This is a genomic window from Sphingomonas sp. (assembly GCF_036269755.1).
In the GTDB taxonomy this organism is placed as follows: Bacteria; Pseudomonadota; Alphaproteobacteria; order Sphingomonadales; family Sphingomonadaceae; genus Sphingomonas.
This window is the reverse complement of sequence record NZ_DATBDV010000002.1, coordinates 231,235-245,783: the sequence shown is the minus strand read 5'-3', so window position 1 is coordinate 245,783 and position 14,549 is coordinate 231,235. Positions and strand designations below refer to the sequence as shown.

The following is a 14,549-nucleotide window of genomic DNA, read 5'->3' as shown; positions in this document are numbered from 1 at the left end:
ATGGCTCGTCCCCTCCCGCTCAAATTTCAGATCGGCGCGCGGACGCTAGCGTCGATCCGCCGTGACCTCGTGCGCGTGCCGCTCAGCCTCGACGATGCTCTGGCCGGGCAGCTCCCCGAGCTTCCGCCGCTCGATTCGCACGCCGACGGATACCTCGTCACCTCGCTTCCCGAACGCCAGCGCGCACCACTTGCCTGGGCGACGGCCGGGATGATCGCCTTCACGCGGCAACTTTACACGCGGCGCTATGCCGATCTGACAACCGGGTTCGATTCCTATTGCGAGCGTCTGTCGGGCAACACGCGCTCGGCGATCAAGCGCAAGGCGAAGAAGGTCGCGGCCGCGTCGGGCGGAACGCTCGACGTGCGGCGTTTCTCGACGCCCGAGCAATTTGCCGAGTTTCATCCGATCGCGCGGTCGCTCGCGCTGACGACGTATCAGGAGCGGTTGATGGGCGCCGGGCTGCCCGACACGCCCGCTTTCGTGCAGCGGATGTACGCGATGGCGGCGGAGGGCAACGTCCGCGCGTGGCTGCTTTACGTGGGCGGCGAGGCGGCGGCGTATCTCTACTGTCCGATCCACGACGGCACCGCGATCTACGAATTCGTCGGTCACGACCCGCGGTTCAACGATCTATCGGTCGGCGCGGTGCTCCAGGTTGAGGCATTGCGCGATCTGTGTGACGAACCCCGCGTCGTACGGTTCGACTTCACCGAGGGCGATGGCCAGCACAAACGCCAGTTCGCCACCGGCGGCATCGATTGCTGCGACCTGCTGTTGCTTCGCGCGACGCTTCCTAACCGGCTAGCCATCGCCGCGCTCGCGACGTTCGATGGCGGCATGGCGTTCGCCAAGAGCGCGGTTCAGCGGCTTGGCCTGCACGAGATGGCGAAGAGGGTCCGCCGGAACTGATCATCGCCCCTCCCCTTCAGGGAAGGGGTAAGGGGTGGGGGTGCCTCGCAGAGCACATCGCTTGTGACTGCCCCACCCCAACCCCTCCCCTGAAGGGGAGGGGCTTGCTACAGCCCATCCATGCACCTCCGCGCGCAAGCCCTGATCCTCGGTGTCCGTCAGCATGGCGAGCATGGCGCGATCGTGCGTGCGGTGACTCGCGAGGCGGGGATGCTTGCCGGATACGTCCGCGGCGGACGATCGCGAGCGATCCGGCCGGTGCTTCAGCCCGCCAACCTCGTGATGGGTGAATGGCGCGCGCGGACCGAGGAGCAACTCGCGGGGCTGACCGTCGAGCTCGTCCATAGCCGCGCGCCGCTTTATGGCGAGCCGCTCGCCGCCGCGGCGCTCGAATGGGTCACCGCGCTGACCGCCGTCGCGCTGCCCGAAGGCCAGCCCTATCCGCGGCTTTACGCGGCGCTCGACGCGATGATCGCCGCGATCGAGGCGGCGCCCGCCGCGCGCGGCTGGGCAGTGGCGCTGGTGCGATACGAAGACCTGATGCTCGCCGAGCTCGGCTATGCGCTGGAGCAGCCGCCCGTGGTCGACGGCGCGTCCGGCTGGGCCGCGATCCTCACCGGGCTGGCCGAGACCGGCGCGGCGATCGAGGCGCATCTCCTGACCGATCGCCGCGCCGAAGCGCTCGCCGCCCGCGCGCGGCTGGTCGATCGGCTCAAGCGCGCGGTTGCGTGACGGCGCGCGCGGCGGCAAAGCAGGGGTGGAGGGGACAGCCGCCAGCCATGACCGATACGCTCGACCTCGCGGTCGTCATTCCCACGTTCAACGAGCGCGGCAACGTCGCCAAGCTCGTCGCCAAGCTCGACGCGGCGCTCGCCGGGCTCGCCTGGGAAGCGATCTTCGTCGACGACAACAGCCCCGACGGCACCGCCGACGCCGCGCGCGCCCTCGCGATGCGCGACCGGCGTGTGCGCGTGATCCAGCGCATCGGGCGGCGCGGGCTGTCCTCGGCGACGATCGAGGGGATGTGCGCGACCGCCGCGCCGCTGGTCGCGGTGATCGACGGCGACCTCCAGCACGACGAGAGCATCCTGCCGGCGATGGCGCGCGCGCTCCAGGCAGACCCGGCGCTCGACCTCGTCGTTGGCTCGCGTTTCGTCGAGGGCGGGGGGACGGGCGATTGGGACACCGACCGCGTCGCCAAATCCGCCTTCGCGACCAAGCTGTCGCGGCGGGTGCTCAAGGCCGATCTCGGCGACCCGATGAGCGGGTTCTTCATGGCGCGCACCGCGATGGTGCGCGAGATCGCGCCGCATCTCTCGGCGATCGGGTTCAAGATCCTGCTCGACATCATGACCACCGCGCCGCGCCCGCTCAACTTCAAGGAGCTGCCGTACACGTTCCGCGTGCGGACCGAGGGCGAATCGAAGCTCGACCATGTCGTCGCGATGGAGTTCCTGATCGCGCTGTACGACCGGTTGTTCGGGCGGTTCATTCCGGTACGTTTCGCGATGTTCTCCGGGATCGGCGCGATCGGTGCTTTGGTTCATTTCCTCGCGCTGGCATTGTTGTTCAAGACCTTCGGGATCGGCTTCATCACATCGACCATCGCGGCGACCGCGGTGGCGATGACGTTCAACTTCTTCGTCAACAATGCGCTGACCTATCGCGACGCGCGATTGAAGGGGACGCGCGCGCTGATCGACGGCTGGGTGTCGTTCTGCGCGGTCTGCTCGGTCGGCGCGGTGGCGAACGTCGGCGTTGCGGCGTTCCTGTACGACGCGCGGTCGGACACCTGGATCGTGTCGGCGCTGGCGGGGATTCTGGTCAGCGCCGTGTGGAATTATGCGCTGTCGTCGCGGTTTGTGTGGGGACGCTATTAGGGCCAGGTCGGCAGCCACATCCAGTGCAGAAACGCCTGGTCGCTGATCAGCGGCGCCGCGGACAGGATCGGGAAGAAATACACCGCCAGCCCGAAGCACAGCACCGCGAATCCCTCGTCCCAATACGCCAGCTTGCCCTTCGCGTAGCGATCGAACGCCGCCGCCAGCGCGATCGGGAGCGCGATCGAAGGCAGGTAGTAATAATAGTAAAAGCCGAGCGACTTGGGGATGATCGCATAGGGCAGATACGCCGCGACCCACAGCATCGCGGCGGTCAGCAGCCGCCCGTCGCGGCCCCGCCACGCGCCCCACAGGCACGCCGCCACCGCGACCAGACCGCCCCACATGATCGCCGGATTGCCAATCATCAGCACGCCGCGCATCGCGCCGTCGGCCTGTTGGTAGAGGTACCAGATCGGTCGGATCAGCAGCGGCCAACTCCACCAGCTCGACTGGTAGGTGTGCGGGGGAAGCACTTGAGTCTGCTCGGCGTACATCTGCCCCTGAAACGCGATCAGATGGCCGAGCGTCAAAGGATCGCGCGTGTAGAAGAACGCGGGGAGGAAGGTCAGGAAATAGGTCGCGATGGCGACCAGCCCCAGCACCCCGAGCGCCGGGATCGCGGGGAGGCCCGGCCAGTGCGGCTGGTCGTTGCCCGACAGCATCGCCGCGAGCGGGCGCTTGGCCTTGCGAGCATCGCGCCAGCGCACCACCAGGAAGGCCAGCCCGGCGAGGGCAAGATATGGTGCCGCGACCCATTTGGTGCCAGTTGCGAGCCCGAACATCACCCCGCTCAGCACCCAGCGCGGCCAGGCACGGCCCGCCGGCGCGCGCATCGCCCACAGCATTGCCGCGACCCCGGCGACGGTGAATGCCGCCAGGAACCCATCGAGCATCGCAATCCGCGCCTGGACGTAGATCGTGAAATTGAGCGTCGCGAAGATCGCCCCCAGCACCGCCGGACGCACGCGGCCGAACAACAGCCACAGGATCGCGAACACCCCCATCACGCTCGCCGACGCGGCGATGCTCGAAAAGAACCGCCAGCCGAGCGAATTGTCGCCGAACAGCGCGATCCCTGCGGCGATCATCTCCTTGCCGACCAGGGGATGCTCGGTGTTGACCGGCCCGCTCAACGCCAGCAACGCGCGGGCGGCGGGGACGTAATGCACCTCGTCGAACACCAATGTGTGCGGCGTCGCGATGCCCCACAGGAACAGCGCCTCGACCGCCAGCCCGATCAGCAGCGCGATGACGAACGGGCGGTGACGGGCTTGCATCGCGGCCGGTCTAGGGCGCGACCGTGAACCCAGCAATGGGCGCGCCGTGCGTCATCGCGTGCCGGGTCTCACTTCGCCGCGGTAAACCCGCACTGCTTCTGCTCCATCGCGATCTGCTTGGTGATGCGCGTGGCGTTTTGGGCATAGGCTTCGGTCACCGAACCGCTGTTCACCGTCTTGTCGCGCAGCGGGCTCACGGCGCTGCAGAGATGGAAGACGTGCGGGTCCGCAGACTTCTTGGCGCCACCTTCGGGCGCGATCCAGTAGACGACGTCCTGGCCCGCCGGGTGCGTGGCGTCCTTGGTCGCGTCGGCCACCGTGCTCGAATCCCGGGCGATGTCCTTGGCCTGATCGGCGACTTCGGGCGAGCAATCGGTGGTGGGCTGGCTTGCCCGGATCTCGGCCGCGCACTTGTTCATGTCCTGCGTGTATTGCTCGACCGAGGGCGGATGGTAGCTCACGCCGATCAGCGTCGCGACGACCGCCAGCACGGCGCCGACGCCGCCGGCGATCTTCTTGTTCTTGGGATCCATGTCCTTGTCCATGAAGATCAAGGCGATCAGCGGGAGGAAGGCGATCAGCGTGACGATCGCGCCCAGCTGGTTCTGGAAGAAGAACCGCGCGGTGTCCGACTGGCGCGCGGGATCCTGCTTGTTGGCGGCTTTCCACATCAGATTGCCGGCAATCGCGAAGACGGCGATTCCGACCAGGAGGCCGATCAACAGCCCCAGGTTTCCATGGTCGAACTTGTGCCTGAACAGCAGGACCACCCCGGCGATTTCGCCGCCGATCGCGACGACCCACGCCAAGCCGGCGAAAATGCGGAGCCGCGCGGCGGCGGACGCCTGGCCGTGCGACGCACGCCATTCCTTGGTGACGTCGACGTCGTCGGCCGGCTTGTTGTCGGACATGTTCAGACCCCCTTGTCGGCGCTTCCGCGCGGCGCACATCGAGCGGAAGTTATCCCGCCTTTCGCAGCGTCACCAGCACCGGAGACATGCGTAGAGCGCGCAAGGGAAGCCGTCCATCCCCACGAGGGCGACGATCACCAGCTGCCGGTCTGCATCCGGCGCTGGCGCTCCTGCTCGCGCGCGCTATCGCTCTGTTCGGGGAACGACCCGCTCGCCGGAATGGCGCCGCCGGGTTGATAGGTCGCGATCACGGTGCCCTTGGGCGTGACCTTGTGCTCGACCATCGTCAGCGCGCCCGCGGGTGTGCCGTCGCCGAACAGCCGCTTGCCGCTACCCAACGTCACCGGGAAGGTCATCAGCGTCAGCCGGTCGATCAGCCCGGCCGCGAGCAGCCCCGGATAGATCGTGCTCGATCCCTGGATGATGAGATCGGGGCCGTCGCCCGCCTTGAGCGCCGCGACATCGTCGATGCCCGTCAGGCGGTGACTGTTCTCCCAGTCGAGCGGCTGCTGCCCGCGCGTCAGCACGTATTTGTTCGCGCGGGTGAACGCCGTGCCCATTTCCGCGCCTTCGCCTTCGACATAGGGCCAGTAAGCGGCGAAGATGTCGTAGGTGCGCCGACCGAGTAGCAGGTCGTACTTGCCGCCGAACAGCGATCCGATCGTCTCGAAGATGCCGTCGTCGCCGAACCGGAACAGCCAGCCGCCCTCGTCGAAGCCGCCGGTATAATCCTCGCTCGGCCCGCCCGGCGCCTGCATCACGCCGTCGAGCGTCAGGAACGCCGCGCCGATGATCCTACGCATCGGCGGTCTCCAGTCGCTTGGCCACTTCGCCCAATTGGTCGGCGCAGATGCCCCAGCCTTGCGCGAACCCCATCGTCTCGTGGGTCTCGCGGTCGGCCTCGCTCCAGTGCCGCGCACTCGACCGGAAGCGCGTGCCGCCGCCGGGCGCATCGGCGAATTCGAACATGCCGACGATGCCGATCGGCCTGGCGTCCTGCGGCGCCCAGTTCTTGCCGAACATGTTGGTGAAGACGAAGCGCTCGCCGGGCACGACCTCGAGCAGCATGCCGTCGCCGCCATGCTCCTCGCCGTCGGGGCCGTGCATCGTGATCGCGAAACGGCCACCACTCTGCCATTCGACCGCGACGATCTCCGACGTCCACGGCCGCGGGCACCACCATTCGGTGAGGTGATCGGTCACCGCGCGCCACACCGCACCGCGCGGCGAGTCGAACGTGCGTTCGATCGCGAGCTCGTGCCCCGCGGTCACGCCACAGGCTCCCCGGCGCGGGCAGCCTCGATCTGCGCGATGTCGATCTTTCGCATCGTCATCATGCTTTCCATGACACGCTTGGCGGCGGCGGGGTCGGGATCAGACATCCCCGTCATCAGCGCGCGCGGCACGATTTGCCACGAAAAGCCCCAGCGGTCCCTGCACCATCCGCACATGCTTTCGCTCCCGCCATTGCCGACGATCGCGGCCCAATAGCGGTCGGTTTCTTCCTGGCTGTCGGTAAAGACCTGGAAACTGATCGCTTCGTTCGGCGTGAAATTGGGTCCGCCGTTGAGCCCGACGAACGATTGGCCGCAAACGGTGAATTCGACCGTGATCTCCTCCCCGCGCCTGGTCGACGGGTTGTCGGCGGGCGAGTCCTGCCCGGTTCCGACATGGCTGTCGGGGAAGGTGGCGGCGTAGAATTCCGCCGCATCGCGCGCCTGTCCCTTGTCGAACCACAGGCAGGTGGTCAGTTTGTTCGCCATCGTCTCTCTCCTTGGCGTTCTTATTGGTTGCCGGGGCCGACCGCGCCGAACACGACGCCTTGCGGGTCTTTCGCCAGAAGCACCCGGTCGCCGCCGGGCACCTCCATGATGTCGCGCACCATCGTGCCGCCGGCTTCGGTCACCTTGCTGGCGGTCGCCTCAATGTCGGGCGTGCGGAAATAGAAGCGCCATCCGGGTCCGGTCGGATCGCCGGGAGGTTGCTGCATCGTCGCGCCGATCGTCTGCTCACCGGCCTGGACGAAGATGTAGTCGCCCATTTCGCCCATCGGCATCTTGTCGGGATAGGTCCAGCCGAACGTGTCGGCATAAAAGGCGTTGGCTCCGGCCTGGTCGCTGGAGATCAGCTCGTTCCAGTTGCACTTGCCCATGCCCGTCCGGTCATAGGCGGTGCTGTTCTCCTCGCTGGCGCCGCGCATGATGTAGAAGGGGACGCCCTGCGGGTCGGTCACGAACGCCGCGCGGCCCGCACCGGGAATGTCGAACGGCGCCATCAACTCGCCGCCGCCGTTCGCCTTGACCCTGGCGAACGAGGCGTCGACATCGTCGACCCCGAGATAGAACAGCCAAATCGGCTTGGCGCCGTTCGCCGTCATCTCAGGTGTCAGCTGCATCACGCCGCCGACCATGGAACCGTCGGCGGTCTGGATCATGCGGTAGTCGATATCGCCATCGGGCTTGCCCCCGATCGTCCAGCCGATGACATGGTCGTAGAATTGCTTCGACGGGTCGTGATCGGCGGTCAGCAGTTCGTACCAGATGGGGGTGCCTTCGGGGTTGGGCATGGTCGCTCTCCTATTGGTGATCGGTGTCGAGGATCGGCACGAAGCCGCCGAAGATCGCGCGCTGCATGTCGAAGGCGGGCTTGATCGCCTGCATCGCCGGATCCTGCATCACTTTGGCGAAGGCGGCGTCGCGGGTCGGCTTGTCGGGCCATTCGATCCAGCCGAACACGATCTGCTCGCCGGCTTCCGCCGCGACTGCTCGCTTGAAATCGGTGACCTTGCCGTCGGGCACATCGGCGCCCCAGCCGTCGACGGTGCGCATCGCGCCTTCGCGAATGAAGAACGCGTCGAGCATGGCCGCGTTCGCTGCATAGGCGGCGCGATCATCCGGGGAGGGCGCCACGATCGCATCGACATAGCCGAACGTGCCGCCGTCGCCGCTGTCATATGCGACGTCGAACCCGGCGAAGATCATCCGTTTCGTGTCGAACGGCGGGTCCTGGGGAGGTTGCGTCCGCTCGTCCGCCATCATCTTTTCGGCCGCCGTGTCGCACGTCGCCTTGTCGGGCCACCAGACCCACGCAAAGACGATCTTTTCGCCGGGCTCGGCGGCGACCGCGCGGCGCAGGTCGGTGCGCTTGCCGTCGGGCACCGATTCCTCCCAGCATTCGACCGTTCGGCTCGCGCCGAACTCGGCGAAGAATGGCGCGATGTCGGTCGCCATGTCGAGATAGGCTTGTTTGTTGCCCTCAGGAACCGGAACCACGAAGCCCTGGATGTAGGTCATGCCGTCTCTCCTTGTGCGTGCTTCATCTTCTCGGCCCAATCGGCGAACCAGTCGGGCGCTTCGCCGGTGAAGCCGGCCATCTGATCGGCGAGCGCGCGCTGGAAGGCGGGCCGCTCGATGCCCCGATGCATGTACGCGGCCAGGTTGTCATAGGTCTCGACCAGCCCCTGGCCGATGACGATGCGCAGCACGCTGACCATCAGCAAGTCGCCCGCGGTGAACGCGTCGCCGTCGAGCCATTGGCGGTCGCCGAGCCGCGCGGACAAATCGGTCAGCCGGCCATGGATGCGGTCCTCGACCGCGGGCCGGCGCATCGCCGACCATGGCTTGTCGGCCTCGAAAAAGGTGACGAACGACAAGTCCATGATCATCGGCTCGACCGAGTTGAGCGCCGCGAACATCCATTCGATGGCGCGAGCGCGCGCGGCCGGGTCGGTCGGCAGCAGCGTGCCGTATTTCTCCGCAATGTGGAGCACGATCGCGCCCGATTCGAACAAGGTCAGGTCGCCTTGCTCGTACGTCGGCACTTGCCCGAACGGCTGGCGCGCGCGGTGCGGCGGCTGCTTGTTCTCGCCGCTATCGAGAAAGCGAACATCATAGGCTTGCCCGACTTCCTCGAGCGCCCAGCGCACGCGGAGGTCGCGGACCTGGCCTTGTGCGGGCGGCGGCACCCAGCTGAACGCGGTAATCACCGGCTTGGACATGATTCTCTCCTGTCTGCGGAGCGTGACATCGCGATGTCACGCCGATTCCTGACTTGGATCAAGTCGCGACGCGATGCGCCGTTAGCGGCTCAGGCCGCGGCGATCGGCTGGTGCTCGGGCGGGCCCTGTTCGGCGGCGGCGGGATCCATCCAGAACGGGCCCCAGCCGTGCCCGTCGAGATCCTCGAACGCGCGGCTGTACATGAAGCCGTGGTCCTCCGGGTCGTGCGCTTCGCGGCCGCCGGCGGCGATCGCAGCCTTTGTGACCTGGTCGACGTCGGCCCGGCTGTCGAACGACAAGGCGAACAACGCGCCGCTGGTCGTATGCGGATCGGCGATCTGCTTCGGCGTGAAGGTCGCGTAGAACGGCTTGGCGAGCAGCATCACGACGATCGAGTCCGACCACATCATCGACGAGGCCTGCTCGTTGCTGAACTGCGCGTTCTTCTCGAACCCGAGCGATTCGTAAAACGCGGTCGACTTGGCGACATCGGTAACGGGCAGGTTCACGAAGATCATCTTTGGCATCTTTTTCTCTCCTGAAGCCTTTGCCGGATTGAGCGCGGCGAATCGGCTGCCTTGACTTTTGTGCAGCATCAAGTTACAAAAAACAACCATGAAGTTAAAAAAAGTGACTCAGCAAGAATCCAGGCCGACAGACGCTCTCGCCAAACGCTGGTACAACGATGCCTGCGGCGCTGCGTTCGCGCTGGAATTGGTCGGTGAGCGCTGGTCGATCCTGATCGTTCGCGAGCTGATGTTCGGTCCGCGCCGCTTTTCGGAGATCAAGGGCGACTTGCCGGGAATCAGCGCCAATATCCTGACCCAGCGCTTGACCAGCCTCGAGCGCGAAGGCGTGATCGAGCGCCGCAAGCTGCCGCCGCCGGCCTCGGCGCAAGTCTATCAACTGACCGAATGGGGCTACCTCGCCGAACCGATCCTGAGCGAGCTCGGCCGCTGGGCGACGCGATCGCCCGAGCACGATCCGACGCTGCCGTTCAGCGCGGCGTCGGCGATGCTGTCGTTCCGCACGATGATCGACCGCGAACGGCTCGGCGACCTAGACGCCACGGTCGGGTTCCGCTTTGGCGACGACGGCTTCGTCGCGACGCTAGACCACGGTATCGCGGTCGTGCGCGGCGATCCGTCGGGTGCCGATGTGACATTCGACACGATGCCTCCGGCGCTCGCCGGCGCGGTGTACGGCGGTGTGCCGCTAGGCGAACTGGAGGCGGCGGGGGCAATGCGGATCAAGGGCGACCGCGCGCTCGCCGAGCGGTTCGTCACGTTGTTTCCGCTCCCGCCGAAGTTCGCGCCACGCGCTTGAGGCGCATTGTGGTTGATTGACGCGCACGGCACCCAATATCGCGATCATCTCCCTCCCGCTCGCGGGAGGGGTCGGGGTGGGCCTGTTTCAGCATGCCGACGCTCGATCCACGTCCACCCTGGCCGCTCCCGCTCGCGGGAGGGGAATGAAGAGAACAATGAACGACGCCCTTACCCCCAAAGCCATCGTCCGCGCACTGGACGCGCACATCATCGGCCAGACCGACGCCAAGAAGGCCGTCGCGGTCGCGCTGCGCAATCGCTGGCGCCGTCAGCAACTGTCGGCCGATCTGCGCGACGAGGTGACGCCCAAGAACATTCTGATGATCGGGCCGACCGGGTGCGGCAAGACCGAGATTTCGCGGCGGCTGGCCAAGCTCGCCGATGCCCCCTTCGTCAAGGTCGAGGCGACCAAGTTCACCGAGGTCGGCTATGTCGGCCGCGACGTCGAGCAGATCGCGCGCGACCTGGTCGAGGAAGCGATCCGGCTCGAAAAGGAACGCCGCCGGGTCGCGGTCAAGGACAAGGCCGAGGAAGCGGCGATGAACCGCTTGCTCGACGCGCTGACGGGGAAGGATTCGTCGACCGCGACTCGCGAAAGTTTTCGCCAGCGTTTTCGCGACGGGCATCTCGACCAGACCGAGATCGAGATCGAACTCGAGGCGGCGCAGCAAATGCCGTTCGACATCCCCGGCGGCGCGCAAGTCGGGATGATCAATCTCGGCGAGATGATGAAGGGGTTCGGCGGCCAGCAGATGAAGCGCCGCAAGCTGACCGTGCCGCAAGCATGGGACAAGCTCGTCGAGGAAGAAGCCGACAAGCGGCTCGATCAGGAGGACGTCGCGCGAGTCGCGCTGTCGGACGCCGAATCGAACGGCATCGTCTTCCTCGATGAGATCGACAAGATCGCGGTCAGCGACGTGCGCGGCGGATCGGTCAGTCGCGAGGGCGTCCAGCGCGATTTGCTCCCGCTGATCGAAGGCACCACCGTCGCGACCAAATACGGGCCGATGAAGACCGACCATATCCTGTTCATCGCGTCGGGCGCGTTCCACATCGCCAAGCCGTCGGACTTGCTCCCCGAGCTCCAGGGACGGCTGCCGATCCGGGTCGAGTTGAAGGGGCTGACCGAGGACGATTTCGTCGCCATCCTGTCCGACACCAAGGCGTCGCTTCCCGAGCAGTACAAGGCGCTGATCGGCACCGAGGGCGTGACGATCGATTTCACCGACGACGGCATCCGCGCGGTCGCGCGCATCGCCGCCGAAGTGAATGGCGAAGTCGAGAATATCGGCGCGCGACGGCTGCAGACGGTGATGGAGAAGCTGCTCGAGGAAGTCAGCTTCGATGCCGAGGACCGCGGCGGTTCGTCGCTGACGATCGACGCCGCTTACGTGGACCGGCAGCTCGCCTCGATCGCGCGCAACACCGATTTGAGCCGCTTCGTGCTCTAGGCGCTGGCGTCAGCCGCGATGAACCAGCGCGTCGTTGAGCGCGGCGATCACGTCGTGGATATGCTGTCCGTCGGTGCTCTTGAGCGCCTGCGCTTCGCCGGAGGCGCTGTGCAGCACGACGACATGCTCCGCCTTCGCTTTGACGATCAGGAATATTCCGAATGCCGCGATCGCTAGCCCGAGCACCTTGACCCCGGCCGCGCCCGCGAAGAGCAATACCAATCCGATGAGTATGGCTATGATCGCGCCGCCATAGCTTGGCGGAATGGTCAAGGTCTTGACCGAGGTGACGCCGTTCATTGCGTAGGTCTGGTTATCGACGATGAAGCGCGCGTTGGTCACCTTCACGCCCGGCGCCTCGTAAAATACGTCTTCAGCCATGGTCGCTCCCCCTTCGCCGATTTCTCGGCACGGGGGTGAAAGCTGTCAACGTGGCGGAGCGGCAGTTGCGGTCGTTTTGGTGCTATTTCCTTGCAGGTCGTGCGGCGTGAACGCGCCGAACGACAAAGCGGTCGCTCTCGCCGCCGCACAACTGCCGCCGCGTTCGGCCTCAGCGCACGTATTTGGTGAACGATCCCAGCGCGCAGCTGCCGCTCGGCACCCGCGATCCGGGGGTGACGGTCTGGCCGATGTCGCCGCGGCATAGCTGTCCCTGGTTCGACTTCGTCACCAGGATGTCGCCGCGCGAAACCGCCTCGCAGCCGCCCGCCGTGTCGTTGACGTATACGAGGCGGTCGCTGACTCGATAGACCAGAGCCGGCCCGTAAGCGGAGAGCGAGGCGTTGTTGGTTTGAAAGTGATCGAGACAATCGGTCGTGCCGGCCGGATGCAGCCCGGCAAGCTTCTGCCCAAGCGCCGCTTGATCGGCGGCGGCGCGCTCCTGCGCGCGGGCGGTTTCGGCGGGGGACATCGCGCAGCCGGTCAGCGCGAGCGCGGCTAGCGCGAGGGTTGGGGCAAGAATACGCATCGACGACTCCATCGCTTGACCCCCCGTCGCACGGTATAACGCACACGCGCTCAAAAAGCATCCTTGGCGGCGCGGCGTTCGGCGAGCTCGGCGACCGAGGCTGCGCGCATGAACGGATTGGTCGCGCGCTCCTCGCCGATGCTGGTCGGCACGGTCGCTTCGCCCGCTGCGCGCAAAGCCTCGACCGCGGCCAATCGCTTCGCGATCGCGGCGTTTTCGGGCTCGGCGACACGGGCATAGCGCGCGTTCGACAGCGTGTATTCGTGCGCGCAATAGACCTGCGTCTCGGGCGGCATCGCGGCGAAGCGCTGCATCGCGGCGTACATCTGCTCGGCATTGCCTTCGAACAGCCGCCCGCAGCCCATCGCGAACAAGGTGTCGCCGGGGAACAGCGCGGCGTCCTGGTCGAAGTGATAGCTGATATGCCCGCCGGTATGCGCGGGCGTCTCCAGGACCGTGGCGACGTGTGCGCCTAGCTTGACGGTATCGCCCTCGGCGACCAGCCGGTCGGCGCTTGGGATTTTCGCGGCTTCGGCGGCAGGCGCGATCACGCTCGCGCCATGCGCATCCTTGATCGCCTGGTTGCCGCCGATGTGGTCGGGGTGCCAGTGCGTGTTCCAGATCGCCGAGATCGTCCAGCCGCGCCGGTCGGCTTCGGCGATCACCGGGGCGGCATCGCCGGGATCGACCACCATCGTCTCCCCGCTGTCGGCATCGTGGACCAGCCAGATGTAATTGTCGCTGAACGCGGGGATGCGAACGATATCGAGGGCCATCAGGCGGTCTCCAGCAGGATGAGGGTTTCGGCAGCGAGGCGGCGGGTGAGGGCCTCCGCGGGCTCGGGGCGCACGCGCGCCGCGCCGGTACCGGCCAACAGCGGCGAATAATCGCCACGGCCATCGGCTTCGGCCTTGGCCCGCAATGGAGCGAGCGCGGCGGAGGCGTAAGGATAGGGAGGCGCCGCGGCGTTGATCGGGCCGATCGCGTCGATCAGCCGATTGCGGAACCCCCGCGCGAGACCGCCCGAGAGCAGGTTGGTGAAAACCGTCTCGGTCGCGCTGCCGAGCAACGCGCGGTGCGGCGCGCTCGCCAGGCTTTCGGGGGAGGCGAGATAGGCGGTACCGATCTGCACCGCGCTCGCGCCGGCGGTCAGCGCGGCGGCGATGTCGGCGGCGTCGACGATCGCACCCGCGGCGATGGTTGGAATAGCGACGGGCACCGCGAGAAGATCGGCAAGCGGTGTCGGTTTGTGGCCGTCGAGGAACCAGCCGGCATGGCCACCGGCCTCTTCGCCCTGCAAGACAATGGCATCGACGCCTGCATTGTCGAGCCAGTGGATTTCGTCGAGTGCGGTCGCATTAGCGAACACCAGCGCGCCCGACGCCCGAACGCGCGCGAGCAGATCGGGCGCGGGCAGGCCGAAGTGGAAGCTGACGATCGTCGGCCGCACCGCTTCGACCATCGCCGCCATCGCTTCGTCGAACGGACGGCGCAGCGGCGGGGGCGGGACCGGCGTGACGTGCTCGGCGTCGTAGAAGCGCTGGAGCAACGCGCGCCACGCACTGTCGTCGGGCTCGGGACCGAGATGGTGGCAGAAGAAATTGAGGTTGAGCGGGCCGTCGGTTGCCGCGCGTATCTCGGCCACCTGGTCTGCCGCCTGCTCCGCCGTCAGCATCGCGCATGGCAGCGAGCCGATCGCGCCGCCACGCATCGCTGCGATCGCCAGCGCAACCCCGCTCGCTCCCGCCATCGGCGCCTGGACGATCGGCACGCCCGCGCCGGTCAGCTCGAGCAACCGCCGATCGGGCCAGCCGCTCATCGAA

18 protein-coding genes are annotated in these 14,549 nt (G+C 66.8%); 5 read left to right on the top strand and 13 right to left on the bottom strand.

Annotated features, from left to right (window positions below; translation table 11 throughout):
• From VH326_RS02000 to VH326_RS01990, 3 genes are all read left to right on the top strand, one after another.
• On the top strand, nt 1-912 hold the full coding sequence (locus VH326_RS02000; protein WP_329630113.1) for a GNAT family N-acetyltransferase: 912 nt from the start codon (nt 1-3) through the stop codon (nt 910-912).
• Between the two features lie 120 nt (nt 913-1,032).
• The gene (gene recO, locus VH326_RS01995) at nt 1,033-1,644 is read left to right on the top strand and encodes a DNA repair protein RecO (protein ID WP_329630112.1); all 612 of its coding nucleotides are present in this window, start codon (nt 1,033-1,035) and stop codon (nt 1,642-1,644) included.
• Between the two features lie 47 nt (nt 1,645-1,691).
• Nucleotides 1,692-2,792 carry a glycosyltransferase family 2 protein gene (locus VH326_RS01990; RefSeq protein ID WP_329630111.1) on the top strand — a complete coding sequence of 367 codons (1,101 nt, stop codon included), beginning with the start codon at nt 1,692-1,694 and terminating at the stop codon, nt 2,790-2,792.
• Here VH326_RS01990 and VH326_RS01985 read toward each other — a convergent pair.
• The 9 genes from VH326_RS01985 to VH326_RS01945 all read right to left on the bottom strand — a co-directional run bounded on the left by VH326_RS01985 (nt 2,789) and on the right by VH326_RS01945 (nt 9,507).
• Entirely contained in the window at nt 2,789-4,072 is a 1,284-nt protein-coding gene (locus tag VH326_RS01985) for a phospholipid carrier-dependent glycosyltransferase (RefSeq protein WP_329630110.1), read from the bottom strand. The two genes, VH326_RS01990 and VH326_RS01985, sit on opposite strands and share 4 nt — an antisense overlap.
• Nucleotides 4,073-4,140: 68 nt before the next feature.
• A complete protein-coding gene (locus VH326_RS01980) occupies nt 4,141-4,983 on the bottom strand; it encodes a hypothetical protein (RefSeq protein WP_329630109.1) in 843 nt (280 codons plus the stop codon).
• Nucleotides 4,984-5,117: 134 nt separating this feature from the next.
• On the bottom strand, nt 5,118-5,786 hold the full coding sequence (locus VH326_RS01975; protein ID WP_329630108.1) for a dihydrofolate reductase family protein: 669 nt from the start codon (nt 5,784-5,786) through the stop codon (nt 5,118-5,120).
• On the bottom strand, nt 5,779-6,255 hold the full coding sequence (locus VH326_RS01970) for an SRPBCC domain-containing protein (RefSeq protein ID WP_329630107.1): 477 nt from the start codon (nt 6,253-6,255) through the stop codon (nt 5,779-5,781). The genes VH326_RS01975 and VH326_RS01970 overlap by 8 nt, the downstream gene beginning before the upstream one ends.
• Nucleotides 6,252-6,746: a VOC family protein gene (locus tag VH326_RS01965; protein WP_329630106.1), complete on the bottom strand. Its 495-nt coding sequence runs from the start codon at nt 6,744-6,746 to the stop codon at nt 6,252-6,254. The genes VH326_RS01970 and VH326_RS01965 overlap by 4 nt, the downstream gene beginning before the upstream one ends.
• A gap of 20 nt (nt 6,747-6,766) precedes the next feature.
• Nucleotides 6,767-7,549, bottom strand: coding sequence for a VOC family protein (locus VH326_RS01960; RefSeq protein WP_329630105.1), 783 nt, complete (start codon nt 7,547-7,549; stop codon nt 6,767-6,769).
• A 10-nt stretch (nt 7,550-7,559) separates the two neighbouring features.
• Nucleotides 7,560-8,276: a DUF1428 family protein gene (locus VH326_RS01955; protein WP_329630104.1), complete on the bottom strand. Its 717-nt coding sequence runs from the start codon at nt 8,274-8,276 to the stop codon at nt 7,560-7,562.
• Entirely contained in the window at nt 8,273-8,980 is a 708-nt protein-coding gene (locus tag VH326_RS01950; RefSeq protein ID WP_329630103.1) for a glutathione S-transferase family protein, read from the bottom strand. The genes VH326_RS01955 and VH326_RS01950 overlap by 4 nt, the downstream gene beginning before the upstream one ends.
• An 89-nt stretch (nt 8,981-9,069) precedes the next feature.
• The gene (locus VH326_RS01945) at nt 9,070-9,507 is read right to left on the bottom strand and encodes a VOC family protein (RefSeq protein ID WP_329630102.1); all 438 of its coding nucleotides are present in this window, start codon (nt 9,505-9,507) and stop codon (nt 9,070-9,072) included.
• A gap of 88 nt (nt 9,508-9,595) precedes the next feature.
• On the opposite strand from VH326_RS01945, the gene VH326_RS01940 reads away from it, so the two are divergent.
• Together VH326_RS01940 and hslU are read left to right on the top strand one after the other, a co-directional pair.
• Nucleotides 9,596-10,306 (top strand): winged helix-turn-helix transcriptional regulator, encoded by a 711-nt coding sequence (locus VH326_RS01940; RefSeq protein WP_329630101.1) that lies wholly within the window; start codon nt 9,596-9,598, stop codon nt 10,304-10,306.
• A 157-nt stretch (nt 10,307-10,463) separates the two neighbouring features.
• Nucleotides 10,464-11,759 carry an ATP-dependent protease ATPase subunit HslU gene (hslU, locus tag VH326_RS01935; RefSeq protein WP_329630100.1) on the top strand — a complete coding sequence of 432 codons (1,296 nt, stop codon included), beginning with the start codon at nt 10,464-10,466 and terminating at the stop codon, nt 11,757-11,759.
• Between the two features lie 9 nt (nt 11,760-11,768).
• Here the strand turns inward: hslU and VH326_RS01930 are convergent, their stop codons facing one another.
• From VH326_RS01930 to VH326_RS01915, 4 genes are all read right to left on the bottom strand, one after another.
• Nucleotides 11,769-12,140: a DUF6232 family protein gene (locus tag VH326_RS01930; RefSeq protein WP_329630099.1), complete on the bottom strand. Its 372-nt coding sequence runs from the start codon at nt 12,138-12,140 to the stop codon at nt 11,769-11,771.
• A 169-nt stretch (nt 12,141-12,309) separates the two neighbouring features.
• On the bottom strand, nt 12,310-12,726 hold the full coding sequence (locus VH326_RS01925; RefSeq protein WP_329630098.1) for a hypothetical protein: 417 nt from the start codon (nt 12,724-12,726) through the stop codon (nt 12,310-12,312).
• A gap of 50 nt (nt 12,727-12,776) precedes the next feature.
• Nucleotides 12,777-13,502 (bottom strand): hydroxyacylglutathione hydrolase, encoded by a 726-nt coding sequence (gloB, locus tag VH326_RS01920; protein WP_329630097.1) that lies wholly within the window; start codon nt 13,500-13,502, stop codon nt 12,777-12,779.
• Entirely contained in the window at nt 13,502-14,545 is a 1,044-nt protein-coding gene (locus tag VH326_RS01915; protein WP_329630096.1) for an NAD(P)H-dependent flavin oxidoreductase, read from the bottom strand. The genes gloB and VH326_RS01915 overlap by 1 nt, the downstream gene beginning before the upstream one ends.
• Nucleotides 14,546-14,549: the final 4 nt, after the last annotated feature.

What these genes read in the sequence shown, in the direction of transcription:
- VH326_RS01955 (WP_329630104.1), bottom strand. Translation starts at nt 8,276, where the DNA reads ATGACCTACATCCAGGGCTTCGTGGTTCCGGTTCCTGAGGGCAACAAA.
- recO (WP_329630112.1), top strand. Translation starts at nt 1,033, where the DNA reads ATGCACCTCCGCGCGCAAGCCCTGATCCTCGGTGTCCGTCAGCATGGC.
- VH326_RS01960 (WP_329630105.1), bottom strand. Translation starts at nt 7,549, where the DNA reads ATGCCCAACCCCGAAGGCACCCCCATCTGGTACGAACTGCTGACCGCC.
- VH326_RS01915 (WP_329630096.1), bottom strand. Translation starts at nt 14,545, where the DNA reads ATGAGCGGCTGGCCCGATCGGCGGTTGCTCGAGCTGACCGGCGCGGGC.
- VH326_RS01985 (WP_329630110.1), bottom strand. Translation starts at nt 4,072, where the DNA reads ATGCAAGCCCGTCACCGCCCGTTCGTCATCGCGCTGCTGATCGGGCTG.
- VH326_RS01940 (WP_329630101.1), top strand. Translation starts at nt 9,596, where the DNA reads ATGAAGTTAAAAAAAGTGACTCAGCAAGAATCCAGGCCGACAGACGCT.
- VH326_RS01950 (WP_329630103.1), bottom strand. Translation starts at nt 8,980, where the DNA reads ATGTCCAAGCCGGTGATTACCGCGTTCAGCTGGGTGCCGCCGCCCGCA.
- VH326_RS01945 (WP_329630102.1), bottom strand. Translation starts at nt 9,507, where the DNA reads ATGCCAAAGATGATCTTCGTGAACCTGCCCGTTACCGATGTCGCCAAG.
- VH326_RS01930 (WP_329630099.1), bottom strand. Translation starts at nt 12,140, where the DNA reads ATGGCTGAAGACGTATTTTACGAGGCGCCGGGCGTGAAGGTGACCAAC.
- VH326_RS01980 (WP_329630109.1), bottom strand. Translation starts at nt 4,983, where the DNA reads ATGTCCGACAACAAGCCGGCCGACGACGTCGACGTCACCAAGGAATGG.
- VH326_RS01925 (WP_329630098.1), bottom strand. Translation starts at nt 12,726, where the DNA reads ATGCGTATTCTTGCCCCAACCCTCGCGCTAGCCGCGCTCGCGCTGACC.
- gloB (WP_329630097.1), bottom strand. Translation starts at nt 13,502, where the DNA reads ATGGCCCTCGATATCGTTCGCATCCCCGCGTTCAGCGACAATTACATC.
- VH326_RS01965 (WP_329630106.1), bottom strand. Translation starts at nt 6,746, where the DNA reads ATGGCGAACAAACTGACCACCTGCCTGTGGTTCGACAAGGGACAGGCG.
- VH326_RS01975 (WP_329630108.1), bottom strand. Translation starts at nt 5,786, where the DNA reads ATGCGTAGGATCATCGGCGCGGCGTTCCTGACGCTCGACGGCGTGATG.
- hslU (WP_329630100.1), top strand. Translation starts at nt 10,464, where the DNA reads ATGAACGACGCCCTTACCCCCAAAGCCATCGTCCGCGCACTGGACGCG.
- VH326_RS01990 (WP_329630111.1), top strand. Translation starts at nt 1,692, where the DNA reads ATGACCGATACGCTCGACCTCGCGGTCGTCATTCCCACGTTCAACGAG.
- VH326_RS02000 (WP_329630113.1), top strand. Translation starts at nt 1, where the DNA reads ATGGCTCGTCCCCTCCCGCTCAAATTTCAGATCGGCGCGCGGACGCTA.